Source organism: Streptomyces sp. NPDC021356, from assembly GCF_040641015.1.
GTDB lineage: Bacteria > Actinomycetota > Actinomycetes > Streptomycetales > Streptomycetaceae > Streptomyces.
This window is the reverse complement of the sequence record NZ_JBFACU010000002.1, coordinates 128,217-147,081: the sequence shown is the minus strand read 5'-3', so window position 1 is coordinate 147,081 and position 18,865 is coordinate 128,217. Positions and strand designations below refer to the sequence as shown.

Below are 18,865 nucleotides of genomic sequence, written 5' to 3'. Positions count from 1 at the left end.
GCGCTACGCCTTGGTCAGCGAGCCCGTCTCGACGGATGCCGCCGGCAGCCCGTCGCCCGCCGCATCGGGCCGCTCGCGCAGTGACAGCAGCACCCGCAGCACGCCGATCCACATCAGGCACGACCCCAGCATGTGGACGCCCACCAAGACCTCGGGCAGGTGCGTGAAGTACTGGACATAGCCCACCACACCCTGGGCGAGCAGGACCAGGAACAGGTCGCGCGTGCGGTCCAGCGGCCCCTTGGGGGCGTCGACGGCCTTCAGGACGAACCACAGGGCGAACGTCAGCGTCACCACGATCCACGCCAGCACCGCATGCGCCTTGGCGACCGTCTCCCAGTCGAGCGGGATCCGCTCGACCTCCGCGGAGTCGCCCGCGTGCGGGCCCGCGCCGGTCACCACGGTGCCCGCCGCGATCAGCAGCACGCTCGCGACGACCAGGAACCACACCAACTGCTGCACCGCCTTGCCCACCAGCGGACGCGGCTCCCCGTCACCCTCCCGGGTGCGCTGCCACATCACCGTCGCGACCGCGATCAGCGCCGTGGTCAGCAGGAAGTGCGCGGCGACCGTGTACGGGTTCAGGCCGACCAGGACCACGATGCCGCCGAGCACCGCGTTGCCCATCACGATCCAGAACTGCGCCCAGCCCAGCCGGGTCAGACCGCGCCGCCACGGCTTTTCCGAGCGGGCGGCGATGATCGCCCAGCCGACCGCGGCACACAGCACGTACGTCAGCATGCGGTTGCCGAACTCGATCACGCCGTGGAAGCCCATCGCGCGGGTCGTGGTCAGCGAGTCGTCGGTGCAGGTCGGCCAGGTGGGGCAGCCCAGGCCCGAGCCGGTCAGCCGCACGGCACCGCCGGTGACGACGATGACCACCGCCATGACGAGCGCGGCGAGGGCCGCCCGCCGGACGGTCCGGGGCTGCGGGGTCCAGCGTTCGGCGATGAAGGCGAGCGGGTTGCGCACGGCGGATACGGCGTCGTCGCGGGTCAGGTTCGGCACGCGTTCCATCGTAGGCCGCCGCTTGTGCACACTTTCACGAGGGTCCGTCTCAAGGGTCCATGGGATGTCCGCGGCCCCTACTCCCAGCGGAAGAACTTCCCCGCCGCGGCCAGCGCCACGACCGCCCACACGGCGAGGATCCCGGCGTCGCCCCACGGCATGCCGGCGCCGTGCTGGAGCACGTCCCGCAGCCCGTCGGACAGCGCCGAGATCGGCAACAGGCCCAGCACGTCCTGCGCGCCGGAGGGGAACTTGTCCAGCGGGACGATCACGCCGCCGCCGACCAGCAGCAGCAGGAAGACCAGGTTCGCGGCGGCCAGCGTCGCCTCGGCCTTCAGCGTGCCGGCCATCAGCAGGCCGAGCCCGGAGAAGGCGGCCGTGCCGAGCACCAGCAGCACCAGCACGGCGAGGGGATTGCCGTGCGGGGACCAGCCGAGCGCGAAGGCGATCACCGTCAGCAGGATCACCTGGAGCACCTCGGTGACCAGCACCGACACCGTCTTGGCGGTCATCAGGGCCCAGCGCGGCAGCGGTGAGGACGCCAGCCGCTTCAGCACGCCGTAGCGGCGCTCGAAGCCGGTGGCGATGGCCTGGCCGGTGAACGCCGTCGACATCACGGCGAGCGCCAGCACGCCCGGTGTGAGGAAGTCCACGGCCTTGCCCGCGCCGGTGTCCACGATGTCCACGGAGCTGAACAGCGCCAGCAGCAGGGTGGGGATGACGACGGTGAGCAGCAGCTGCTCGCCGTTGCGCAGCAGCATCTTCGTCTCCAGCGCCGCCTGCGCCGCGATCATGCGGGTCAGCGGGGCCGCGCCGGGCTTGGGCGAGTACGTACCGGTGGATGAGCCGGTGGCGGTGGTCATGAGCGCAGCTCCTTGCCGGTCAGCTCCAGGAAGACGTCCTCCAGGGTGTGCCGCTCCACCGAGATCCGGTCGGGCATCACGCCGTGCTGCGCGCACCAGGACGTCACCGTGGCGAGCAGTTGCGGGTCGACCTCGCCGGCCACGCGGTACGCGCCGGGCGTCAGCTCGGCGGCGGAGGATTCGGGGGGCAGGGCCTTGAGCAGGGAGCCGACGTCGAGGCCGGGGCGGCCGGTGAAGCGCAGGGTGTTCTCCGCGCCGCCGCGGCACAGCTCCTCCGGGGAGCCCTGGGCGATGACCCGGCCGGCGTCGATGATCGCGACGTCGTCGGCGAGTTGTTCGGCCTCGTCCATGTGGTGCGTGGTGAGGATCACGGAGACCCCGTCGGCGCGCAGGTCGTTGACCAGGTCCCAGGTGGCCCGGCGGGCCTGCGGGTCGAGTCCCGCGGTCGGCTCGTCGAGGAAGACCAGCTCGGGGCGGCCGACGACGGCCATGGCGAGCGCGAGGCGCTGCTGCTGGCCGCCGGACAGGCGCCGGTAGCCCGTCCGGCCGCAGCCGGCGAGCCCGAGCCGTTCGATCAGGGCGTCCACGTCCAGGGGGTGGGCGTGCAGCTTGGCGACGTGCCGCAGCATCTCGTCGGCCCTGGCCCCGGAGTAGACCCCGCCGGACTGGAGCATCACCCCGATGCGGGGGCGCAGTGCGGCGGACTGGACGACCGGGTCGAGGCCCAGGACGCGCACCGTGCCGGTATCCGGCTTCCGGTACCCCTCGCAGGTCTCGACCGTGGTCGTCTTGCCCGCGCCGTTGGGGCCGAGCACGGCGGTCACGCCCGCCCGGGCCACCAGGTCGAGGCCGTCCACCGCGGTCTTGGTGCCGTACCGCTTCACCAGGGACTGGACCTGGACCACTGGCTCACTTCGCATGGGTCCAGAGTCTAGGGACGCGCCGGGCGGTTCAGGCGGGCGGGTGCGTGAAGTCCTCCTCACGGGGACGGTGCAGGGCGAGCCAGTGTTCTGCGTAGGCCACGGCGTCGGCCAGGGGCAACAGCCGCGCGTCGGCAGCGCCGACCTTTCCCCTGGCGACGGGCCGGTCCCGTTCGAAGTCGTGCCCCAGCTCGTCGAACCGCTCGGAGGTGATGGACACCTCGGTCACGGTCTCCCAGCCGTGCGGTCCGGGCCTGCCCTCGCGCACGCGGGGCGCGGGAATGCGGTACTCGGCGAGGTGGAAGCAGGTGCAGGCGTCGTATCCGGCGCCGAGGAGCAACACGCGGGCGCCGGCGGCCTCCAGCCGGGCCAGCGGACTGCGCTCGCCGAGCCGGCAGTCGGTGGCGTGGGCGTCGGTGATCTCCCGCGCGCGCGGGCCGATCGCGGCGAACGACGTCTGGGGGTGGGCGCTGCGGTGGGCGCCCGGCCAGGTGCGGACGGTCTCCGGGACGACGCCGACCCCGCGGGTGGGGGTGGTCGGCGGGTCGTAGGCGGGCATGGTGGCCCGGATGGCGTCCCACCACTCCTCGGGGACCGGCGGGTCGCCCCACAGCGCCGGGTCGCAGAGGTCGCCGCTGTGGGCGGGGACGACGAGCGTGCCGTCCGGGCCCAGGGCGTCCAGCAGCCCCCGCACGACGGCGACGGGGCCCCCGCAGACCCAGCCCAGGGACTTCAGGGAGGAGTGCGCCAGCAGGATCTCGCCGGGCCTGACGCCGAGCCGGCGCAGGGCGCCCGCGAGTGTGCCGCGCGTCACGAGTGGGCCGGTCGGAGGGGGTGTGGGCATGGTCCGGGAGTCTGGCGCACCGGGCCGGAGTGTGCCACCCGTTCGATCGATCAGAGATCGTTTCCGCAGGTCGGATTAGGTCCACCTAAGTGACGCAGGGCACCGGCCGCCCCGACCGGCGGCGCTTGTCAGGGTCCGATGAATTACGCAACAATGGCGTTGTGAAAAACGTCGGCGAGGCTCGGGAGACCCCCACGGGGGCCCCGCAGGAGGAGTTCGCGACCGGGGAGCGTTCCACGCGCAACCGGGTCGCGCGGTCCGTCCTGGACCACGGTCCCTCGACCGTCGCCGAGCTGGCCGGGCGGCTGGGGCTCACCCAGGCGGCCGTGCGGCGCCACCTGGACGCGCTGGTCGCCGACGACGTCGTGGAAGCACGCGAACGGCGGGTGTACGGCGCGCGGACGCGCGGGCGGCCCGCCAAGGTCTTCGCGCTCACCGACTGCGGCCGGGACGCCTTCGACCAGTCCTACGACAAGCTCGCCGCGGACGCCATGCGCTGGATCGCCGAGCGGGAGGGCGGCCAGGAAGCGGTCGCCGCCTTCGCCCGGGCCCGCATCGCCGCGCAGGCGCGCGCCTACCGCCGGGCGATCGAGGCGGCCGGCCCCGACGAACGCGCCGAAGCGCTAGCCAAGGCCCTGAGCCTGGACGGGTACGCTGCTACGGCGCGCAGCGCACCGGTCGGCGAGCAGCTCTGCCAGCACCACTGCCCGGTCGCCCACGTCGCGGAACAGTTCCCCCAGCTGTGCGAGGCGGAGACGGAGATCTTCGCCGAGCTGCTGGGTACCCATGTCCAGCGACTGGCGACCATCGCCCACGGCGACGGCGTCTGCACGACGTTCATCCCCAGGATTTCCCAGACAGACAACGCATCCGCAAGCACGGCCGGGAGGAACCCCGCATGACTCTCCCCACGGAGACTGCCCACCCCGAACTCGAGGGCCTGGGCAAGTACGAATACGGCTGGGCCGACTCCGACGCGGCCGGTGCCTCCGCGCGGCGCGGTCTGAACGAGGACGTCGTCAAGGACATCTCCGCGAAGAAGTCCGAGCCGGAGTGGATGACCAAGCTCCGCCTCAAGGGCCTGAGGCTCTTCGAGAAGAAGCCCATGCCGAACTGGGGCTCGGACCTGTCGGGGATCGACTTCGACAACATCAAGTACTTCGTGCGCTCCACGGAGAAGCAGGCGGAGTCCTGGGAGGACCTGCCCGAGGACATCAAGAACACCTACGACAAGCTGGGCATCCCGGAGGCCGAGAAGCAGCGCCTGGTCGCCGGCGTGGCCGCCCAGTACGAGTCGGAGGTCGTCTACCACCAGATCCGCGAGGACCTGGAGGAGCAGGGCGTCATCTTCCTGGACACCGACACCGCGCTGAGGGAGCACCCGGAGCTCTTCAAGGAGTACTTCGGCACCGTCATCCCGGTCGGCGACAACAAGTTCGCCTCGCTGAACAGCGCCGTGTGGTCCGGCGGCTCCTTCATCTACGTGCCGAAGGGCGTGCACGTGGAGATCCCGCTCCAGGCCTACTTCCGCATCAACACGGAGAACATGGGCCAGTTCGAGCGGACCCTGATCATCGTCGACGAGGGTGCCTACGTGCACTACGTCGAGGGCTGCACCGCCCCGATCTACAAGTCGGACTCGCTGCACTCCGCGGTCGTCGAGATCATCGTCAAGAAGAACGCCCGCTGCCGCTACACGACCATCCAGAACTGGTCGAACAACGTCTACAACCTGGTCACCAAGCGCGCCGTCGCCTACGAGGGCGCGACCATGGAGTGGATCGACGGCAACATCGGCTCCAAGGTGACGATGAAGTACCCGGCCGTCTATCTGATGGGCGAGCACGCCAAGGGCGAGACCCTGTCCATCGCCTTCGCGGGCGAAGGCCAGCACCAGGACGCCGGTTCCAAGATGGTCCACATGGCGCCGAACACCTCCTCCAACATCGTCTCCAAGTCGGTGGCGCGCGGCGGCGGCCGCACCTCCTACCGCGGTCTGGTGGAGATCGGCGAGGGCGCCGCGGGCTCCAAGTCCAACGTGCTGTGCGACGCGCTGCTCGTCGACACCATCTCCCGCTCCGACACCTACCCCTACGTGGACGTCCGCGAGGACGACGTGTCCATGGGCCACGAGGCGACCGTCTCCAAGGTCTCCGAGGACCAGCTCTTCTACCTGATGAGCCGCGGTCTGTCCGAGTTCGAGGCGATGGCGATGATCGTGCGCGGCTTCGTCGAGCCGATCGCCAAGGAACTCCCCATGGAGTACGCGCTGGAGCTGAACCGGCTGATCGAGCTGCAGATGGAAGGCGCGGTCGGCTGACGACCGCCCGCCGAGACAGCCAGCGAACACTGACGTAGGAAGAGAGCAGACCGACAGCCATGGCTGAGGCCCAGAACTCCCCCCAGTCCTCGACTCCGCCCGGACAGGGGGCGCCCCCACCTGTGGGCTCCACCACCGCAGGCCAGATCGCGGTGGCCGCGGAGTCGACCGTCGCCACGCGCATGAGCGCGCCCCCCTCCTTCGACGTGGCGGACTTCCCGGTCCCGCACGGCCGCGAGGAGGAATGGCGGTTCACCCCGCTGGAGCGGCTGCGCGGCCTGCACGACGGCACCGCGACCGCCACCGGCACCGGCGTGAAGGTGGACGTCCAGGCCCCCGAGGGCGTGACCGTGGAGAGCGTCGGCCGCGACGACGCGCGGCTCGGCAAGGCCGGCACCCCGGTCGACCGCGTCGCCGCCCAGGCCTACTCCGCCTTCGAGCAGGCCTCGGTCGTGACCGTCCCCAAGGAGACCGTCCTGACCGAGCCGATCCGCATCGCGGTGCACGGCGAGGGCGGGGTCGCCTACGGCCACCAGGTCGTCGAGCTGGGCGCCTTCGCCGAGGCCGTCGTCGTCATCGACCACACCGGTGACGCGGTGCTCGCCGCCAACGTCGACTACCTCCTGGGCGACGGCGCCAAGCTCACCGTCGTCTCCGTCCAGGACTGGGACGACAAGGCCGTCCACGTCGGCCAGCACAACGCGCTGGTCGGCCGGGACGCCTCCTTCAAGTCGGTCGTCGTCACCTTCGGCGGCGACGTCGTCCGGCTGCACCCGCGCGTGACGTACACCGGCGCCGGCGGCGAGGTCGAGATGCTCGGCCTGTACTTCACCGACACGGGCCAGCACCAGGAGCACCGGCTCTTCGTCGACCACGACGCCCCGCACTGCAAGTCGAACGTCGTCTACAAGGGCGCGCTCCAGGGCGAGGAAGCGCACGCCGTGTGGATCGGTGACGTGCTCATCGAGGCCAGGGCCGAGGGCACCGACACCTACGAGATGAACCGCAACCTGGTCCTCACGGACGGCGCCCGCGTCGACTCCGTGCCGAACCTGGAGATCGAGACCGGCGAGATCGTCGGCGCCGGCCACGCCTCCGCCACCGGCCGCTTCGACGACGAGCAGCTCTTCTACCTGATGGCCCGCGGCATCCCGGAGCACGAGGCCCGCCGCCTCGTCGTCCGTGGCTTCTTCGCCGAACTGGTCCAGCAGATCGGTGTCACCGACATCGAGGAGCGCCTGCTCGCCAAGATCGAGGAGGAGCTGGAGGCGTCCGTCGCATGAGCGGTGCCTTTGTACGCGTGTGCGCGCTGAGCGAGCTGGAGGAGGACACCCCCAAGCGGGTGGAACTCGACGGCACGCCCATCTCCGTGGTGCACACCGAGGGCGAGGTGTTCGCGATCCACGACATCTGCTCGCACGCGAACGTCTCGCTCGCCGAGGGCGAGGTCGACGACTGCCACATCGAGTGCTGGCTGCACGGCTCGCGCTTCGACCTGCGCTCCGGCAAGCCCGACAGTCTTCCGGCGACGCGTCCCGTCCCCGTATACCCCGTAAAGATCGAAGGGGACGACGTGCTCGTCTCCCTCTCCCAGGAGTCCTGAGGCACCCATGGCAACGCTTGAAATCCGAGACCTGCACGTCACCGTCGAGGCCGACAACGCCACGAAGGAGATCCTCAAGGGCGTCGACCTCACCGTGAAGCAGGGCGAGACGCACGCCATCATGGGCCCCAACGGCTCCGGCAAGTCGACCCTCGCCTACTCGCTCGCGGGTCACCCGAAGTACACGATCACCGGCGGCACCGTCACCCTCGACGGCGAGGACGTCCTGGAGATGTCCGTCGACGAGCGCGCCCGCGCCGGCCTGTTCCTGGCGATGCAGTACCCGGTCGAGGTCCCCGGCGTCTCGGTCTCCAACTTCCTGCGCACCTCCGCCACCGCCATCCGCGGCGAGGCCCCCAAGCTGCGCACCTGGGTGAAGGAGGTCAAGGAGACCATGGAGCGGCTCCACATGGACCCCTCCTTCGCCGAGCGCAACGTCAACGAGGGCTTCTCCGGCGGTGAGAAGAAGCGCCACGAGATCCTCCAGCTCGAACTGCTCAAGCCGAAGGTCGCGATCCTCGACGAGACCGACTCCGGCCTGGACGTCGACGCGCTGCGGATCGTCTCCGAGGGCGTGAACCGCGTCCGCGAGACCGGCGAGGTCGGCACCCTGCTGATCACGCACTACACGCGCATCCTGCGCTACATCAAGCCCGACTTCGTCCACGTGTTCGCCGACGGCCGCATCGCCGAGTCCGGCGGCGCCGAGCTGGCGGACAAGCTGGAGAACGAGGGCTACGAGGCATACGTGAAGGGTGGCGCATCCGCGTGACACAGCTGCCGGGCCTCCTCGACACCGAGGCGATCCGCAAGGACTTCCCCGTGCTGGACCGACTGGTCCACGACGGCAAGAAGCTCGTGTACCTGGACAACGCGGCGACCTCGCAGACCCCGCGCCAGGTGCTCGACGTGCTGGCCGAGTACTACGAACAGCACAACGCCAACGTGCACCGCGGTGTGCACGTGCTCGCCGAGGAGGCCACGGCGCTGTACGAGGGCGCCCGCGACAAGGTCGCGGCGTTCATCAACGCGCCGAGCCGCGACGAGGTGGTCTTCACGAAGAACGCCTCCGAGTCGCTCAACCTCGTGGCGAACATGCTCGGCTGGGCCGACGAGCCCTACCGGGTGGACCACGACACCGAGATCGTCATCACGGAGATGGAGCACCACTCCAACATCGTGCCGTGGCAGCTGCTGGCGCAGCGCACGGGCGCGAAGCTGAAGTGGTTCGGCCTGACCGATGACGGCCGCCTGGACCTGTCGAACATCGAGGAGGTCATCACGGAGAAGACGAAGATCGTCTCCTTCGTGCTGGTCTCCAACATCCTCGGCACCCTCAACCCGGTCGAGGCGATAGTGCGCCGCGCCCAGGAGGTCGGCGCCCTGGTCTGCATCGACGCCTCGCAGGCCGCCCCGCACATGCCGCTGGACGTACAGGCCCTGCAGGCCGACTTCGTGGCCTTCACCGGCCACAAGATGTGCGGCCCGACCGGTATCGGCGTGCTCTGGGGCCGCCAGGAACTGCTGGAGGACCTGCCTCCGTTCCTCGGCGGCGGCGAGATGATCGAGACGGTGTCGATGCACTCCTCGACCTACGCCCCCGCCCCGCACAAGTTCGAGGCGGGCACTCCGCCGATCTCGCAGGCCATCGGCCTGGGCGCGGCGATCGACTACCTGAACGCGATCGGCATGGACAAGGTCCTCGCCCACGAGCACGCGCTCACCGAGTATGCGGTGAAGCGGCTCGCGGACGTCCCCGACCTGCGCATCATCGGCCCGACCACGGCCGAGGACCGCGGCGCCGCGATCTCCTTCACGCTCGGCGACATCCACCCGCACGACGTGGGCCAGGTCCTCGACGAGCAGGGCATCGCCGTCCGGGTCGGCCACCACTGCGCGCGGCCGGTCTGCCTGCGCTACGGAATTCCTGCGACCACGCGAGCGTCGTTCTATCTGTACTCCACGCCGGCCGAGATCGACGCCCTGGTCGACGGCCTGGAGCACGTACGGAACTTCTTCGGATGAGGGGCTGAGGCGTGAAGCTGGACTCCATGTACCAGGACGTCATCCTGGACCACTACAAGCACCCGCACGGGCGTGGTCTGAGGGACGGCGACGCCGAGGTGCACCACGTGAACCCGACGTGCGGCGACGAGATCACCCTCCGTGTGAAGTACGACGGCACCACGATCGAGGACGTCAGCTACGAGGGGCAGGGCTGCTCCATCAGCCAGGCCTCGGCCTCCGTGCTGAACGACCTCCTGGTCGGCAAGGAGCTGGCCGACGCGCAGAAGATCCAGGAGACCTTCCTGGAGCTGATGCAGTCCAAGGGGAAGATCGAGCCGGACGACGCGATGGAGGAGGTCCTGGAGGACGCGGTGGCGTTCGCCGGGGTCTCCAAGTATCCGGCCCGGGTCAAGTGCGCCCTGCTGAGCTGGATGGCCTGGAAGGACGCGACGGCCCAGGCGCTGGACGGCGCCGACGCCGAAAGGAAGACCGCATGAGCGAGACCGTGGAGATGAAGCCGGCCTCCGAGGAGGAACTCCGCGAGGCCCTGATGGACGTCGTCGACCCCGAACTGGGCATCGACGTCGTCAACCTGGGCCTGATCTACGGCATCCACGTCGACGAGTCGAACATCGCGACCGTCGACATGACCCTGACGTCGGCGGCCTGTCCGCTCACCGACGTCATCGAGGACCAGGCCAAGTCCGCCACGGACGGTCTCGTCAACGAGCTGCGCATCAACTGGGTCTGGATGCCGCCGTGGGGCCCGGACAAGATCACGGACGACGGCCGCGAGCAGCTGAGGGCGCTCGGCTTCAACGTCTGAGAGACCCTGCTTCAGGAACGGCGGAACAAAACGGCGGCACCCCTCGGGTGCCGCCGTTCGGTTGTCCGGGCACGACCCTGTTTCCGTACGCCCTCGTTATGTACGCTCGTACACATGGGATACCTGTTCCTGGCCGGAGCCATCGCCGCCGAGGTCGCCGGGACCACCGCCATGAAGTACAGCGAGGGCTTCAGCAGGCCGGCCCCCTCGGTGCTGACCGCGCTCGGCTACCTGATCTCCTTCGCGCTGCTCGCCCAGACCCTCAAGACCCTCCACGTCGGCACCGCGTACGCCATCTGGTCCGGCATCGGCACCGCGGCGATCGCCACCATCGGCGTGGCCTTCCTGGGCGAGGGGATGACCCTCACCAAGGTCGCCGGAATAGCGCTGATCATCGTCGGCGTGGTGGTGCTCAACCTGGGCGGCGCGCACTGATGTCCCGGCGCTACGACCCCGGCCGGCGGCAGCGGATCATCGACGCCGCGATCCGGGTCGTGGGGGAGAAGGGCATCGCCGGGCTCAGCCACCGCACGGTCGCCGCCGAGGCCGATGTGCCGCTCGGCTCCACGACGTACCACTTCGCCACCCTCGACGACCTGCTGGTCGCCGCGCTGCGCCAGGCCAACGAGGGCTTCGCCGAGGCGGTCGCCGCACACGGCGCCCTGTCCGGCCCGCACCCCGACCTGGCGCGGGAACTCGCGGCCGCGATGGGGGAGTGGCTCGCCGGGGAGCGCACCGGGGTCGAACTGGAGTACGAGCTGTACCTGGCCGCGCTGCGCCGCCCCGCCCTGCGTCCCGTCGCCGCCGAGTGGGCCGACGGCCTCGCCGCCCTCCTGTCCCGCCACACCGACCCCGTCACCGCGCGCGCCCTGGTCGCCCTGGTGGACGGCATCTGCCTCCAGGTGCTGCTGACGGGCGGTTCGTACGACGAGGAGTACGCCCGCGAGGTGCTGGCTCGGGTGATCCCACCGAGGCCGCCCGGCACGTGAGACAGGGTTCGCTCCCGCACCCGCCGCCACGTTAGGTTTTCCCCATGACCGACACTGCTCCCCGCACCACCGGCGCCGTCGCCGCCGGACTCGCCACGATCGCCGCCGACGGCACCGTTCTCGACACCTGGTTCCCCGCTCCCGAGCTGACGGACGAGCCCGGCCCGGCCGGTACCGAGCGGCTGTCCGCCGAGCGCGCCGCCGAACTGCTCGGCGGCGGCGCGACCGCGGCGACCGGTCCGGACGCCCGCCGGGGCGTCGAGGTGGTCGCGGTCCGCACGGTCATCGCCTCGCTCGACGAGAAGCCGGTCGACGCGCACGACGTCTACCTGCGCCTGCACCTGCTCTCCCACCGCCTGGTCAAGCCGCACGGCCTGAACCTGGAGGGCCAGTTCGGCTTCCTCGCCAACGTCGCCTGGACCTCGCTCGGCCCGGTCGCCGTCGACGACGTCGAGAAGGTGCGGCTCAACGCCCGCGCCGAGGGCCTGCACCTCCAGGTGACCTCCATCGACAAGTTCCCGCGCATGACGGACTACGTGGCCCCCAAGGGCGTCCGCATCGCCGACGCCGACCGGGTCCGGCTCGGCGCGCACCTCGCCGAGGGCACCACCGTGATGCACGAGGGCTTCGTGAACTTCAACGCGGGCACCCTGGGCACCTCCATGGTCGAGGGCCGCATCTCCGCGGGTGTCGTGATCGGCGACGGTTCGGACATCGGCGGCGGCGCCTCCACCATGGGCACGCTCTCCGGCGGCGGCAACGTGATCATCTCCATCGGCGAGCGCTGCCTGATCGGCGCGGAGGCGGGCGTGGGCATCGCGCTCGGCGACGAGTGCGTCGTGGAGGCCGGTCTGTACGTCACCGCCGGCACCCGTGTCAGCATGCCCGACGGGCAGATCGTCAAGGCCCGCGAACTCTCCGGCGCCTCCAACATCCTCTTCCGCCGCAACTCGGTCACCGGCGCCGTCGAGGCCCGCCCGAACAACGCGGTCTGGGGCGGCCTCAACGAGGTTCTGCACAGCCACAACTGACGCGGCGAGCGCCGGCTCGCGCGAGGCGCCCTCCCCATGGCGGGAGGGCGCCTCGCCCCGTCTACGGCGCCGTCTACGGCGCCATCGAGTCCGCGAACCGCGCGAGGGCCGTGAAGTCGCTCTCGCGCAGGCCCACGCGGGGATCGACGTGGTGGAGGAGGGCCGGGCCGGGGTGTCCGGCCCTCACGTACTCCGTGTCCGCCGGGCTCTGCTCGTCGTCCACCCAGGCGAACGGGCGGCCCGCCGCGTACGCCACGATCGCCTCGGTCTTCCAGTGGACCCCGTCGGGCCGTAGGGCGAACAGGCCCGCGCCGAAGTCGACGTACGGCAGCTCGGGCAGTCCGACGACCGGGGCGATCCAGCGGTTCGCCGCCTCCATCCAGGTGGTGGCCCAGCACAGCTCGTAACCGAGACCCAGCAGTGCCGGGCCGTGCGCCGGGTTCAGCCAGACGCGCAGCACCCGGCCCGGGTGCGGGGACGCCCGGATCGTGGTGTAGCCCTCGGGCCGCCGTTCCGGCTGTGCGGCCCAGGGGTTGAGGGGGCCGTCGACGTCGAGGAAGAGCAGGGGGCGGCTCACACGGCCAGCGTACGGCTCAGGGCGCCGAGGACGTGAGCCGTTCGTAGGCCGCCAGCAGGCCGTCGACCGTCTCGCGGCCGGCGGGCCGCAGCGGCGCGCGGACCGGGCCCGCGGGCAGGCCGAGCGCGCCGAGCAGGCCCTTGACGGTGACCGCGCCGGGCAGCCCCGAGGCTGTCGTCGACTCGATCAGCTCCGTGGCCTGTTGCTGCGCCCGGGCCGCCCGCAGGGTGTCGCCCGCGTCGAACGCGTCCAGGACGGCGCGCAGCCGGCCGGGGACGAGGTTCGCGACCGTGCTGACGTATCCGGCGCCGCCGACCGCGTACAGGGCGAGGTTGTGCTCGTCGCAGCCCGCGTAGAACGACAGGTCCGTGCGCGCCAGCAGCTTCTGGACGCCGAGGAAGTCGTAGGAGCAGTCCTTGACCGCGACGATCCGGGGGTGCTCGGCCAGCCGCAGCAGGGTGCCGGGCTCGATGCGGGTGCCGGTGCGGGCCGGGATGTCGTAGAGCACGAGCGGCAGCCCCGAGCCGTCCGCGACCGTGCGGAAGTGCGCCTCGACCGCGTCCTGCGGGGGTCTGCTGTAGTACGGCGTCACGACCAGCACGGCGTCGGCGCCGGCCTTCTCGGCGGCCAGGGCGAGTTCGACGGTGTGCCGCGTGTCGGACGTGCCCACGCCCGCGACGATCGCGGCGCGGTCCCCCGCGGCCTCCCGGACGGCCCGTACGAGTTCCGCCTTCTCGGCGTCCGTGGTGGTCGGGGACTCGCCGGTGGTGCCGTTCAGCACGAGGCCGTCGCATCCGCCGCTCACCAGGCGGTCCGCCAGGCGCTGGGCGCCGTCGAGGTCGAGGGTGCCGGCCGGGGTGAAGGGCGTGACCATGGCGCACAGGGCGCGGCCGACGGGGCGGGCGGGACTGTCGGCGCTCGCCGCGCTCGCCGGGCCCTCCGCGTTCTCCGCGCTCTCTTCGCTCTGGGAGGTCGTCGTCATGGAGACAGTCTCGGCAGCCCTTCGATGAAGCTCCACTTAATTCTCCTACCGGATATTGATAAGCGATGCTGGAAAGACGGTGTGCTGTGTCCAAAGTCGGCGGTATGGGTCACCATGGGGGAGAAGGTCACTGACGGGCAGCTCATGGGAGGCGTCATGAAGCTCGGCAAGGCACTGGCCACCGGAGTCGCGCAGGAGGAGGAGCAGCCGCGGGCCGCCGAGGAGGAGACTCCCGTACGGACCGTGGCCGTGGAGGTCCCTCAGGAGCCGCAGACCACCGAGTCCGAAGAGGTCCCGGCCGCCCGATGAGGCTGCGGCTGCCGACGGAACGCCCGACGGAGCCGCCGACCGGTTACAAGATCGCCCACCCGGTGCTGTCGCAGGACGGCACCCGGGCCGGGTTCACCGGAGTGTCGCTCGGCGGCGCGCTGCCGTACGGCGTCGTCGCGGACGCCGGCTGCGTCTACGGACGCCGCCACCGGCCGCCCGCCCGCCTGTGCGACTGCGGCTTCCACTGCGTGCACGAACGCGCCGTGGCCGAGGAGCTGTTGTGCACGGCCGAGCACCGGGCCGCCGTCCTCCTGGAGGTCTCGGTCCTCGGCTCCTACATCCGCTTCGAACGCGGCTACCGCTACGCCCGCCAGCGGGTGCGGACCATGACGGTCGGGCCGTGCGCGTGCGGCGCGCCCGCCGTCGCACTGGCCGACGCGGGCTGGGGCAGGCCCGGCCGACGCGCGCTGGCCGCCGCCTGCGGGGGCTGCGCGAGCGGCCGTACGGCCGTGACCCTCGCCGGGTTCGCCCGGCTGGCCGGAGACGGACTGCGGGTGACGGCCGGGGCCCCGCCGGCCGGTGCGGAGCCGGTGGCCGCCGTCACCGGGGGCGCACCCGCGCCGATGCCCGCCCCGGCGGGGGGCGGCGAACTCGGCGTACCCGAACTCGCCGCGGAGGCCGCCCTGTTGCAGGCCCGGCTCGACTGGTTCCAGACCCAGCTGGCCCTGCTCGGCGAGCGCGGGCCCGGCGGGACGGGCGAGGGGTAGCCCAGGCGCCCGAGGGGTACCCGGTCGTCCCGGACCGAGAGGAGGCGGGACACCGTGACCGGGACCATCGATGCCAGACCCGTCCGGACGCGGCACGCCGCGGCGGCCGTCCGCCCCGAGAGCGACCGGTCGGTGGGCGAACTCGTCCATGACGCCACGGAACAGCTCTCCCTGCTGGCACGGCAGGAAGTGGCCCTCGCCAAGGAGGAACTGGCCGCGAAAGGCCGGCGCGTGGGGCGGGGCGGCGGACTGCTGGGCGCAGCGGGTGCCGTCGCGTACGTCGGAGTGTTCGCGCTCGCCGGTACGGCCGTCGCCGCGCTCGCGCTGGTGCTGCCCGTGTGGGCCGCCGCGCTCATCGTGACCGGCGCGCTGTTCGCGATCGCGGGCGTCCTGGCCCTCACCGGGCGCGCTCAGTTGCGCCGCGCCGGGCCGCCCAAGCCGCAGGAGGCGCTCGGCAGCGTCAAGGCGGACGTCGAGGAACTCAAGGAAAGGGCACACCACCGATGACCGACAGCAGGCAGGGGGCGGGCGGCGGGGCTGCACGGGCCCTCGGCGCGAAGGGGCCGGACGAGCTGCGGGAGCAGATCGAGCGGACCAGGAGCCGCCTCGGCGACACCGTCGAGGAACTGGCGGCGAAGGCCGACGTGAAGGGCCGCACCAGGGCCCGGGCGGCCGATCTGCGGGACCGGGCCGGGGCGATGGGCGTCCAGTTGCGCAGCGGCGCCGCCCAGGCCGGACACCGTGCGGAGGAACGGGCCGCCCGCGCCCTGCGGCGCACCCGGCACTCCGCCTCAGGGCCGGTGAGCGACGCGGCGCGGGCCTGCCGGCGCCATCCCCGGCCGTTGCTGCTCGTGGGCGCGGCGGGAGTGGCGGTGCTGACGGCGGGGCTGCTGAGGCGGCGGCGCCGGGCACACATCTGCTGAGGGGGCGGTGGGCGTTCCGGGCCGACCCCGGGCGGGGCGGCTTCCTTCGCAGGCGTCGGCAAGCCGTTGGTCCCGGGCAACCGGCAGGCGGTGTGGACCCGGGCGGCGAGCTGCGCAAGGGTGCAAGGCCGGCGCAGGTCGTCTTCGGCGAGGCGGCAGTCCCGGCCTTGACCTCGACCTTGGTCGAGGTCGGAGAGTGGGGGCGTCCGCGTCAGACGCCGATCAGCGAAGGGCCGCCCCGATGAGTCCCGTACCCCGTACGCCCCGCCGCACCAGCACCCACCCCGACCTCGGCGATCCGCGGGTCGGCGCGCCCTTCTTCAGCACCTGGCGGGTGGGGACGCCCGACCGGCAGCGGCAGACCGTCGACGCCGTCGCCGAGGCCTGGGGCCGACGGCCCTGGCCGGCGGACGGCCTGCTCTCGTACCACGTCTACGCGGGCGAGGACGGCTCGACGCTGCTCCACCACTCGCAGTGGGCGAGCGAGCAGGCGTACGAGGCGTTCGTACGGACCCTGCGGCAGGAACGGGTCGACGAGATCGACACCGCCGTGCCCGGGATCGAGCGCCTCGGGCTCGGCCGCTACCGGTACTACCGCGGCGCCTCGGCCGGCCCGGACGGGCGGGCCCCCGGGTGCGTCGTCATCGTCGAGGTCGAGTTCGACGGCCCCGACGCGGACCGGCAGCGCGCCTGGGCCGACGCGGTCCTCGAGGCCCTGGCCGCGGAGCCGGCCCCGCACCCCGCAGGGATGGCCGCCCACTTCCACCTGAGCACCGACGGCAGGCGTGTCCTGAACTACGCCCAGTGGGAGAGCGCCGAGGCGCACGCCGAAGCGCTGTCGGCTCCCGGTGAGGGCGTCGGGTCGGCGACCGCGCAGTGGCAGCGCGTACGGAACTGGCCCGGACTGAAGAACAGCACCGTCAGGCGCTACGAGCACGCGCTCGGTCTCGTCCCCGCCTGAAGGCGGCCGGCGCGGACGAGACCGGGCGGGCGTCGCCCGCTAGGGGCGGAACCGCAGCACCTGCGGGTCGTGGTCGCTGATCTGGTCGTGGAACTCGGAGTTGATGTGCACGCTGTCGTACGCGAAGCGCCGGCCGTGCCGGATCGAGGGACTGATCAGGATCTGGTCCAGGACCTGCGCGTTGCCCTGGTAGTCGTACGTGTACCGCTCGCTCGCGGGCAGCGACTTGATCGCCGACCACAGCTCGCCGCGGCCCTGAAGGATCTTCGCGGTGCCGGAGAACTCGAAGTCGTTGATGTCGCCGAGGGCGATCACGTCCGCGTTCCGCTGGACCTTCAGGATGTCCTTCACGAAGGAGTTCACCTTGGCCGCCTGGAGGTGGCGCTGGGTCTCCGAGCTGCGCGCCGGCGGCTGGTACTGCGAGGTCAGCCCCTGGTCGCCGCCCTTGGAGGCGAAGTGGTTGGCGATCACGAAGACCGTGCGGCCCCGGAAGACGAACTCGCCGGCCAGCGGCTTGCGGCTGGACTTCCAGGCCTCGCTCGCCGGGTCGACGCGGCCCGGTGAGGCGGTCAGGGCGGCCTTGCCGTGCACGCGGGTCACGCCGACGGCGGTGGTGGAGGTGCCGCCGGGGCGGTCGGTGAAGGAGACCCGGGCCGGGTTGAACAGGAAGGCCTGGCGGATGTTGCCGCCGGGCTCGCCGCCGTCCTGGTCGTCGACCGGGTCGATCGAGCGCCACTCGTAGCGCGGGCCGCCCGCCGCGACGATCGCGTCGATCAGCTTGGCCATCGTCACGCCCGCGGTCACCGTGCCGTCGTCGGTGGCGCCGTCGTCGTCCTGGATCTCCTCCAGGGACACGATGTCGGGCGAGCGGAGGTTGTTCACGATCGCGGAGGCGTGGGCCGCGAAGGTGGTGTCGGACGGGTCCAGGTTCTCCACGTTGTAGGTGGCCACCGCCAGCTCGTCGCGGGACTGCGCGCGGGTCGACTCACGCCGCAGGCCGCCGCTCTTCAGCGTGCCGAGCCGGTTCGCGACCAGCGTGTAGCCGCCGAACTGGTTGTAGTCCACAGGCCCGGTGGTGGCGCCTTGGAGGGTGTCGCCGACGTTCGCCACCGGGAAGTCGGCGGTGGCGCCGAGCGACTGGATCTGGAGGCGGCCGGTGTTCTGGGAGTCGTAGGAGCCGTACACCGTGCCGCCGCGCCGGGTGGCGTTCTCGTGCGGCTTCACGGTGACCCACAGCTCGGTGTACGGGTCGGTGGCGGTGACCACGCGGGCGTCCGTGACCTGGACGTTCATGCCCTCCAGGGACTCGTAGTAGTCCAGGGCGTAGCGCGAGGGGCGCAGCGGCAGGGCGTTGACCGAGCCGTTGGCCGCGCTGTCGCCGGCCGGGGCGTAGGCGGCCGGGACCGACTTCGCGTCGACGACGACCGGGGCCGGGACGGCGTTGCCGGAGGAGAGCACGGTGACGGCGGGCTTGGTGATCTCGGTGACCGACTGGTTGCCCGAGGAGGTGCCGCCGGGGACGTACTCGGAGACCGTGCCGGTGACCGTGACGGAGTCGCCCACGGCCACCTTCGGGGCGGAGCTGGTGAAGACGAACACGCCCTCGCTGGTGGCCGGGTCCGCGTCAGGGGCGGGGTCCTGCATCCAGAAGCCCTTCGAGGCGCCGTAGGGACGGACGCCGGTGACGATTCCGGCCACGTCCGAGACCTTCTGGCCGGCGTGCGGGGAGATCCGGGTGGTGCCCTGGATGTCGTGGATGCGTACGGAGTCCGCGTGCGCGGGCGCGGGCAGGACGATCATCTGGGTGAGTGCCGCCGCGGAGCAGACGGCGGCGACGGTCAGCGCGGCGAGGCGCGCGGAAGACTTGCTCGGCAACGGAATCCCTCCGGGGACGTACAGGAGCGCCGGGACGAGGGTGGAGCGTGGAACCGGGTGCCGCGACCGGTGGGCGGCGCGGCGCGCAGAGCAGTCGGT

General features: G+C 71.7%; 23 protein-coding genes. 16 read left to right on the top strand and 7 right to left on the bottom strand.

Features of this window, described 5'->3' with window-relative positions:
* Positions 1–3 precede the first annotated feature (3 nt).
* The 4 genes from AB0G56_RS02865 to AB0G56_RS02850 form a co-directional block, all read right to left on the bottom strand.
* A complete protein-coding gene (locus tag AB0G56_RS02865) occupies positions 4–1,017 on the bottom strand; it encodes a COX15/CtaA family protein (protein WP_360962605.1) in 1,014 nt (337 codons plus the stop codon).
* Positions 1,018–1,085: 68 nt separating this feature from the next.
* Positions 1,086–1,871, bottom strand: a complete 786-nt coding sequence (locus AB0G56_RS02860; protein WP_360962602.1) for an ABC transporter permease — start codon at positions 1,869–1,871, stop codon at positions 1,086–1,088.
* Entirely contained in the window at positions 1,868–2,791 is a 924-nt protein-coding gene (locus AB0G56_RS02855; protein ID WP_360962599.1) for an ABC transporter ATP-binding protein, read from the bottom strand. The genes AB0G56_RS02860 and AB0G56_RS02855 overlap by 4 nt, the downstream gene beginning before the upstream one ends.
* A 31-nt stretch (positions 2,792–2,822) precedes the next feature.
* The gene (locus tag AB0G56_RS02850; RefSeq protein ID WP_360962596.1) at positions 2,823–3,635 is read right to left on the bottom strand and encodes an AAC(3) family N-acetyltransferase; all 813 of its coding nucleotides are present in this window, start codon (positions 3,633–3,635) and stop codon (positions 2,823–2,825) included.
* Between the two features lie 161 nt (positions 3,636–3,796).
* Here AB0G56_RS02850 and AB0G56_RS02845 point away from each other — a divergent pair, with 161 nt between their 5' ends.
* The 11 genes from AB0G56_RS02845 (at position 3,797) to dapD (ending at position 12,411) form a co-directional block, all read left to right on the top strand.
* Complete coding sequence (locus tag AB0G56_RS02845; protein ID WP_360962593.1) at positions 3,797–4,537, top strand: ArsR family transcriptional regulator; 741 nt, start codon at positions 3,797–3,799, stop codon at positions 4,535–4,537.
* Positions 4,534–5,955 (top strand): Fe-S cluster assembly protein SufB, encoded by a 1,422-nt coding sequence (gene sufB / locus AB0G56_RS02840; RefSeq protein WP_360962590.1) that lies wholly within the window; start codon positions 4,534–4,536, stop codon positions 5,953–5,955. Before AB0G56_RS02845 ends, sufB begins: the two co-directional genes overlap by 4 nt.
* A 59-nt stretch (positions 5,956–6,014) precedes the next feature.
* Positions 6,015–7,238: a Fe-S cluster assembly protein SufD gene (sufD, locus tag AB0G56_RS02835; protein WP_360962587.1), complete on the top strand. Its 1,224-nt coding sequence runs from the start codon at positions 6,015–6,017 to the stop codon at positions 7,236–7,238.
* On the top strand, positions 7,235–7,558 hold the full coding sequence (locus AB0G56_RS02830) for a non-heme iron oxygenase ferredoxin subunit (protein WP_360962584.1): 324 nt from the start codon (positions 7,235–7,237) through the stop codon (positions 7,556–7,558). Before sufD ends, AB0G56_RS02830 begins: the two co-directional genes overlap by 4 nt.
* A gap of 7 nt (positions 7,559–7,565) precedes the next feature.
* Entirely contained in the window at positions 7,566–8,330 is a 765-nt protein-coding gene (sufC, locus tag AB0G56_RS02825; RefSeq protein WP_037860799.1) for a Fe-S cluster assembly ATPase SufC, read from the top strand.
* Complete coding sequence (locus AB0G56_RS02820) at positions 8,327–9,583, top strand: cysteine desulfurase (protein ID WP_360962580.1); 1,257 nt, start codon at positions 8,327–8,329, stop codon at positions 9,581–9,583. The genes sufC and AB0G56_RS02820 overlap by 4 nt, the downstream gene beginning before the upstream one ends.
* 11 nt (positions 9,584–9,594) lie before the next feature.
* On the top strand, positions 9,595–10,062 hold the full coding sequence (gene sufU / locus AB0G56_RS02815) for a Fe-S cluster assembly sulfur transfer protein SufU (RefSeq protein ID WP_360962577.1): 468 nt from the start codon (positions 9,595–9,597) through the stop codon (positions 10,060–10,062).
* Complete coding sequence (locus tag AB0G56_RS02810) at positions 10,059–10,391, top strand: metal-sulfur cluster assembly factor (RefSeq protein WP_010039749.1); 333 nt, start codon at positions 10,059–10,061, stop codon at positions 10,389–10,391. Before sufU ends, AB0G56_RS02810 begins: the two co-directional genes overlap by 4 nt.
* A 114-nt stretch (positions 10,392–10,505) precedes the next feature.
* Entirely contained in the window at positions 10,506–10,826 is a 321-nt protein-coding gene (locus tag AB0G56_RS02805; RefSeq protein WP_360962574.1) for a multidrug efflux SMR transporter, read from the top strand.
* Positions 10,826–11,380: a TetR family transcriptional regulator gene (locus AB0G56_RS02800; RefSeq protein ID WP_360962572.1), complete on the top strand. Its 555-nt coding sequence runs from the start codon at positions 10,826–10,828 to the stop codon at positions 11,378–11,380. The genes AB0G56_RS02805 and AB0G56_RS02800 overlap by 1 nt, the downstream gene beginning before the upstream one ends.
* Before the next feature lie 44 nt (positions 11,381–11,424).
* A complete protein-coding gene (gene dapD, locus AB0G56_RS02795; RefSeq protein WP_360962569.1) occupies positions 11,425–12,411 on the top strand; it encodes a 2,3,4,5-tetrahydropyridine-2,6-dicarboxylate N-succinyltransferase in 987 nt (328 codons plus the stop codon).
* Between the two features lie 73 nt (positions 12,412–12,484).
* Here dapD and AB0G56_RS02790 read toward each other — a convergent pair whose 3' ends face one another.
* On the bottom strand, positions 12,485–12,988 hold the full coding sequence (locus AB0G56_RS02790; protein WP_360962567.1) for a hypothetical protein: 504 nt from the start codon (positions 12,986–12,988) through the stop codon (positions 12,485–12,487).
* A gap of 16 nt (positions 12,989–13,004) precedes the next feature.
* Positions 13,005–14,006, bottom strand: coding sequence for a 4-hydroxy-tetrahydrodipicolinate synthase (gene dapA / locus AB0G56_RS02785; RefSeq protein WP_360962564.1), 1,002 nt, complete (start codon positions 14,004–14,006; stop codon positions 13,005–13,007).
* A gap of 120 nt (positions 14,007–14,126) precedes the next feature.
* Between dapA and AB0G56_RS02780 the strand changes: the two genes are divergently transcribed.
* From AB0G56_RS02780 to AB0G56_RS02760, 5 genes are all read left to right on the top strand, one after another.
* A complete protein-coding gene (locus AB0G56_RS02780; RefSeq protein ID WP_360962562.1) occupies positions 14,127–14,279 on the top strand; it encodes a hypothetical protein in 153 nt (50 codons plus the stop codon).
* Positions 14,276–15,007, top strand: a complete 732-nt coding sequence (locus AB0G56_RS02775; protein ID WP_360962559.1) for a hypothetical protein — start codon at positions 14,276–14,278, stop codon at positions 15,005–15,007. Before AB0G56_RS02780 ends, AB0G56_RS02775 begins: the two co-directional genes overlap by 4 nt.
* 132 nt (positions 15,008–15,139) lie before the next feature.
* Positions 15,140–15,514, top strand: coding sequence for a phage holin family protein (locus AB0G56_RS02770; RefSeq protein WP_360963288.1), 375 nt, complete (start codon positions 15,140–15,142; stop codon positions 15,512–15,514).
* Positions 15,511–15,930: a DUF3618 domain-containing protein gene (locus tag AB0G56_RS02765; RefSeq protein WP_360962557.1), complete on the top strand. Its 420-nt coding sequence runs from the start codon at positions 15,511–15,513 to the stop codon at positions 15,928–15,930. The genes AB0G56_RS02770 and AB0G56_RS02765 overlap by 4 nt, the downstream gene beginning before the upstream one ends.
* A 241-nt stretch (positions 15,931–16,171) precedes the next feature.
* Complete coding sequence (locus AB0G56_RS02760) at positions 16,172–16,891, top strand: antibiotic biosynthesis monooxygenase (RefSeq protein WP_360962555.1); 720 nt, start codon at positions 16,172–16,174, stop codon at positions 16,889–16,891.
* Positions 16,892–16,930: 39 nt separating this feature from the next.
* Here AB0G56_RS02760 and AB0G56_RS02755 read toward each other — a convergent pair whose 3' ends face one another.
* Positions 16,931–18,766 carry an endonuclease/exonuclease/phosphatase family protein gene (locus AB0G56_RS02755; RefSeq protein WP_360962552.1) on the bottom strand — a complete coding sequence of 612 codons (1,836 nt, stop codon included), beginning with the start codon at positions 18,764–18,766 and terminating at the stop codon, positions 16,931–16,933.
* Between the last annotated feature and the right edge of the window lie 99 nt (positions 18,767–18,865).

What these genes read in the sequence shown, in the direction of transcription:
- AB0G56_RS02865 (WP_360962605.1), bottom strand. Translation starts at nt 1,017, where the DNA reads ATGGAACGCGTGCCGAACCTGACCCGCGACGACGCCGTATCCGCCGTG.
- AB0G56_RS02860 (WP_360962602.1), bottom strand. Translation starts at nt 1,871, where the DNA reads ATGACCACCGCCACCGGCTCATCCACCGGTACGTACTCGCCCAAGCCC.
- AB0G56_RS02855 (WP_360962599.1), bottom strand. Translation starts at nt 2,791, where the DNA reads ATGCGAAGTGAGCCAGTGGTCCAGGTCCAGTCCCTGGTGAAGCGGTAC.
- AB0G56_RS02850 (WP_360962596.1), bottom strand. Translation starts at nt 3,635, where the DNA reads ATGCCCACACCCCCTCCGACCGGCCCACTCGTGACGCGCGGCACACTC.
- sufB (WP_360962590.1), top strand. Translation starts at nt 4,534, where the DNA reads ATGACTCTCCCCACGGAGACTGCCCACCCCGAACTCGAGGGCCTGGGC.
- sufD (WP_360962587.1), top strand. Translation starts at nt 6,015, where the DNA reads ATGGCTGAGGCCCAGAACTCCCCCCAGTCCTCGACTCCGCCCGGACAG.
- AB0G56_RS02830 (WP_360962584.1), top strand. Translation starts at nt 7,235, where the DNA reads ATGAGCGGTGCCTTTGTACGCGTGTGCGCGCTGAGCGAGCTGGAGGAG.
- sufC (WP_037860799.1), top strand. Translation starts at nt 7,566, where the DNA reads ATGGCAACGCTTGAAATCCGAGACCTGCACGTCACCGTCGAGGCCGAC.
- AB0G56_RS02810 (WP_010039749.1), top strand. Translation starts at nt 10,059, where the DNA reads ATGAGCGAGACCGTGGAGATGAAGCCGGCCTCCGAGGAGGAACTCCGC.
- AB0G56_RS02805 (WP_360962574.1), top strand. Translation starts at nt 10,506, where the DNA reads ATGGGATACCTGTTCCTGGCCGGAGCCATCGCCGCCGAGGTCGCCGGG.
- AB0G56_RS02800 (WP_360962572.1), top strand. Translation starts at nt 10,826, where the DNA reads ATGTCCCGGCGCTACGACCCCGGCCGGCGGCAGCGGATCATCGACGCC.
- dapD (WP_360962569.1), top strand. Translation starts at nt 11,425, where the DNA reads ATGACCGACACTGCTCCCCGCACCACCGGCGCCGTCGCCGCCGGACTC.
- AB0G56_RS02780 (WP_360962562.1), top strand. Translation starts at nt 14,127, where the DNA reads ATGAAGCTCGGCAAGGCACTGGCCACCGGAGTCGCGCAGGAGGAGGAG.
- AB0G56_RS02775 (WP_360962559.1), top strand. Translation starts at nt 14,276, where the DNA reads ATGAGGCTGCGGCTGCCGACGGAACGCCCGACGGAGCCGCCGACCGGT.
- AB0G56_RS02765 (WP_360962557.1), top strand. Translation starts at nt 15,511, where the DNA reads ATGACCGACAGCAGGCAGGGGGCGGGCGGCGGGGCTGCACGGGCCCTC.
- AB0G56_RS02760 (WP_360962555.1), top strand. Translation starts at nt 16,172, where the DNA reads ATGAGTCCCGTACCCCGTACGCCCCGCCGCACCAGCACCCACCCCGAC.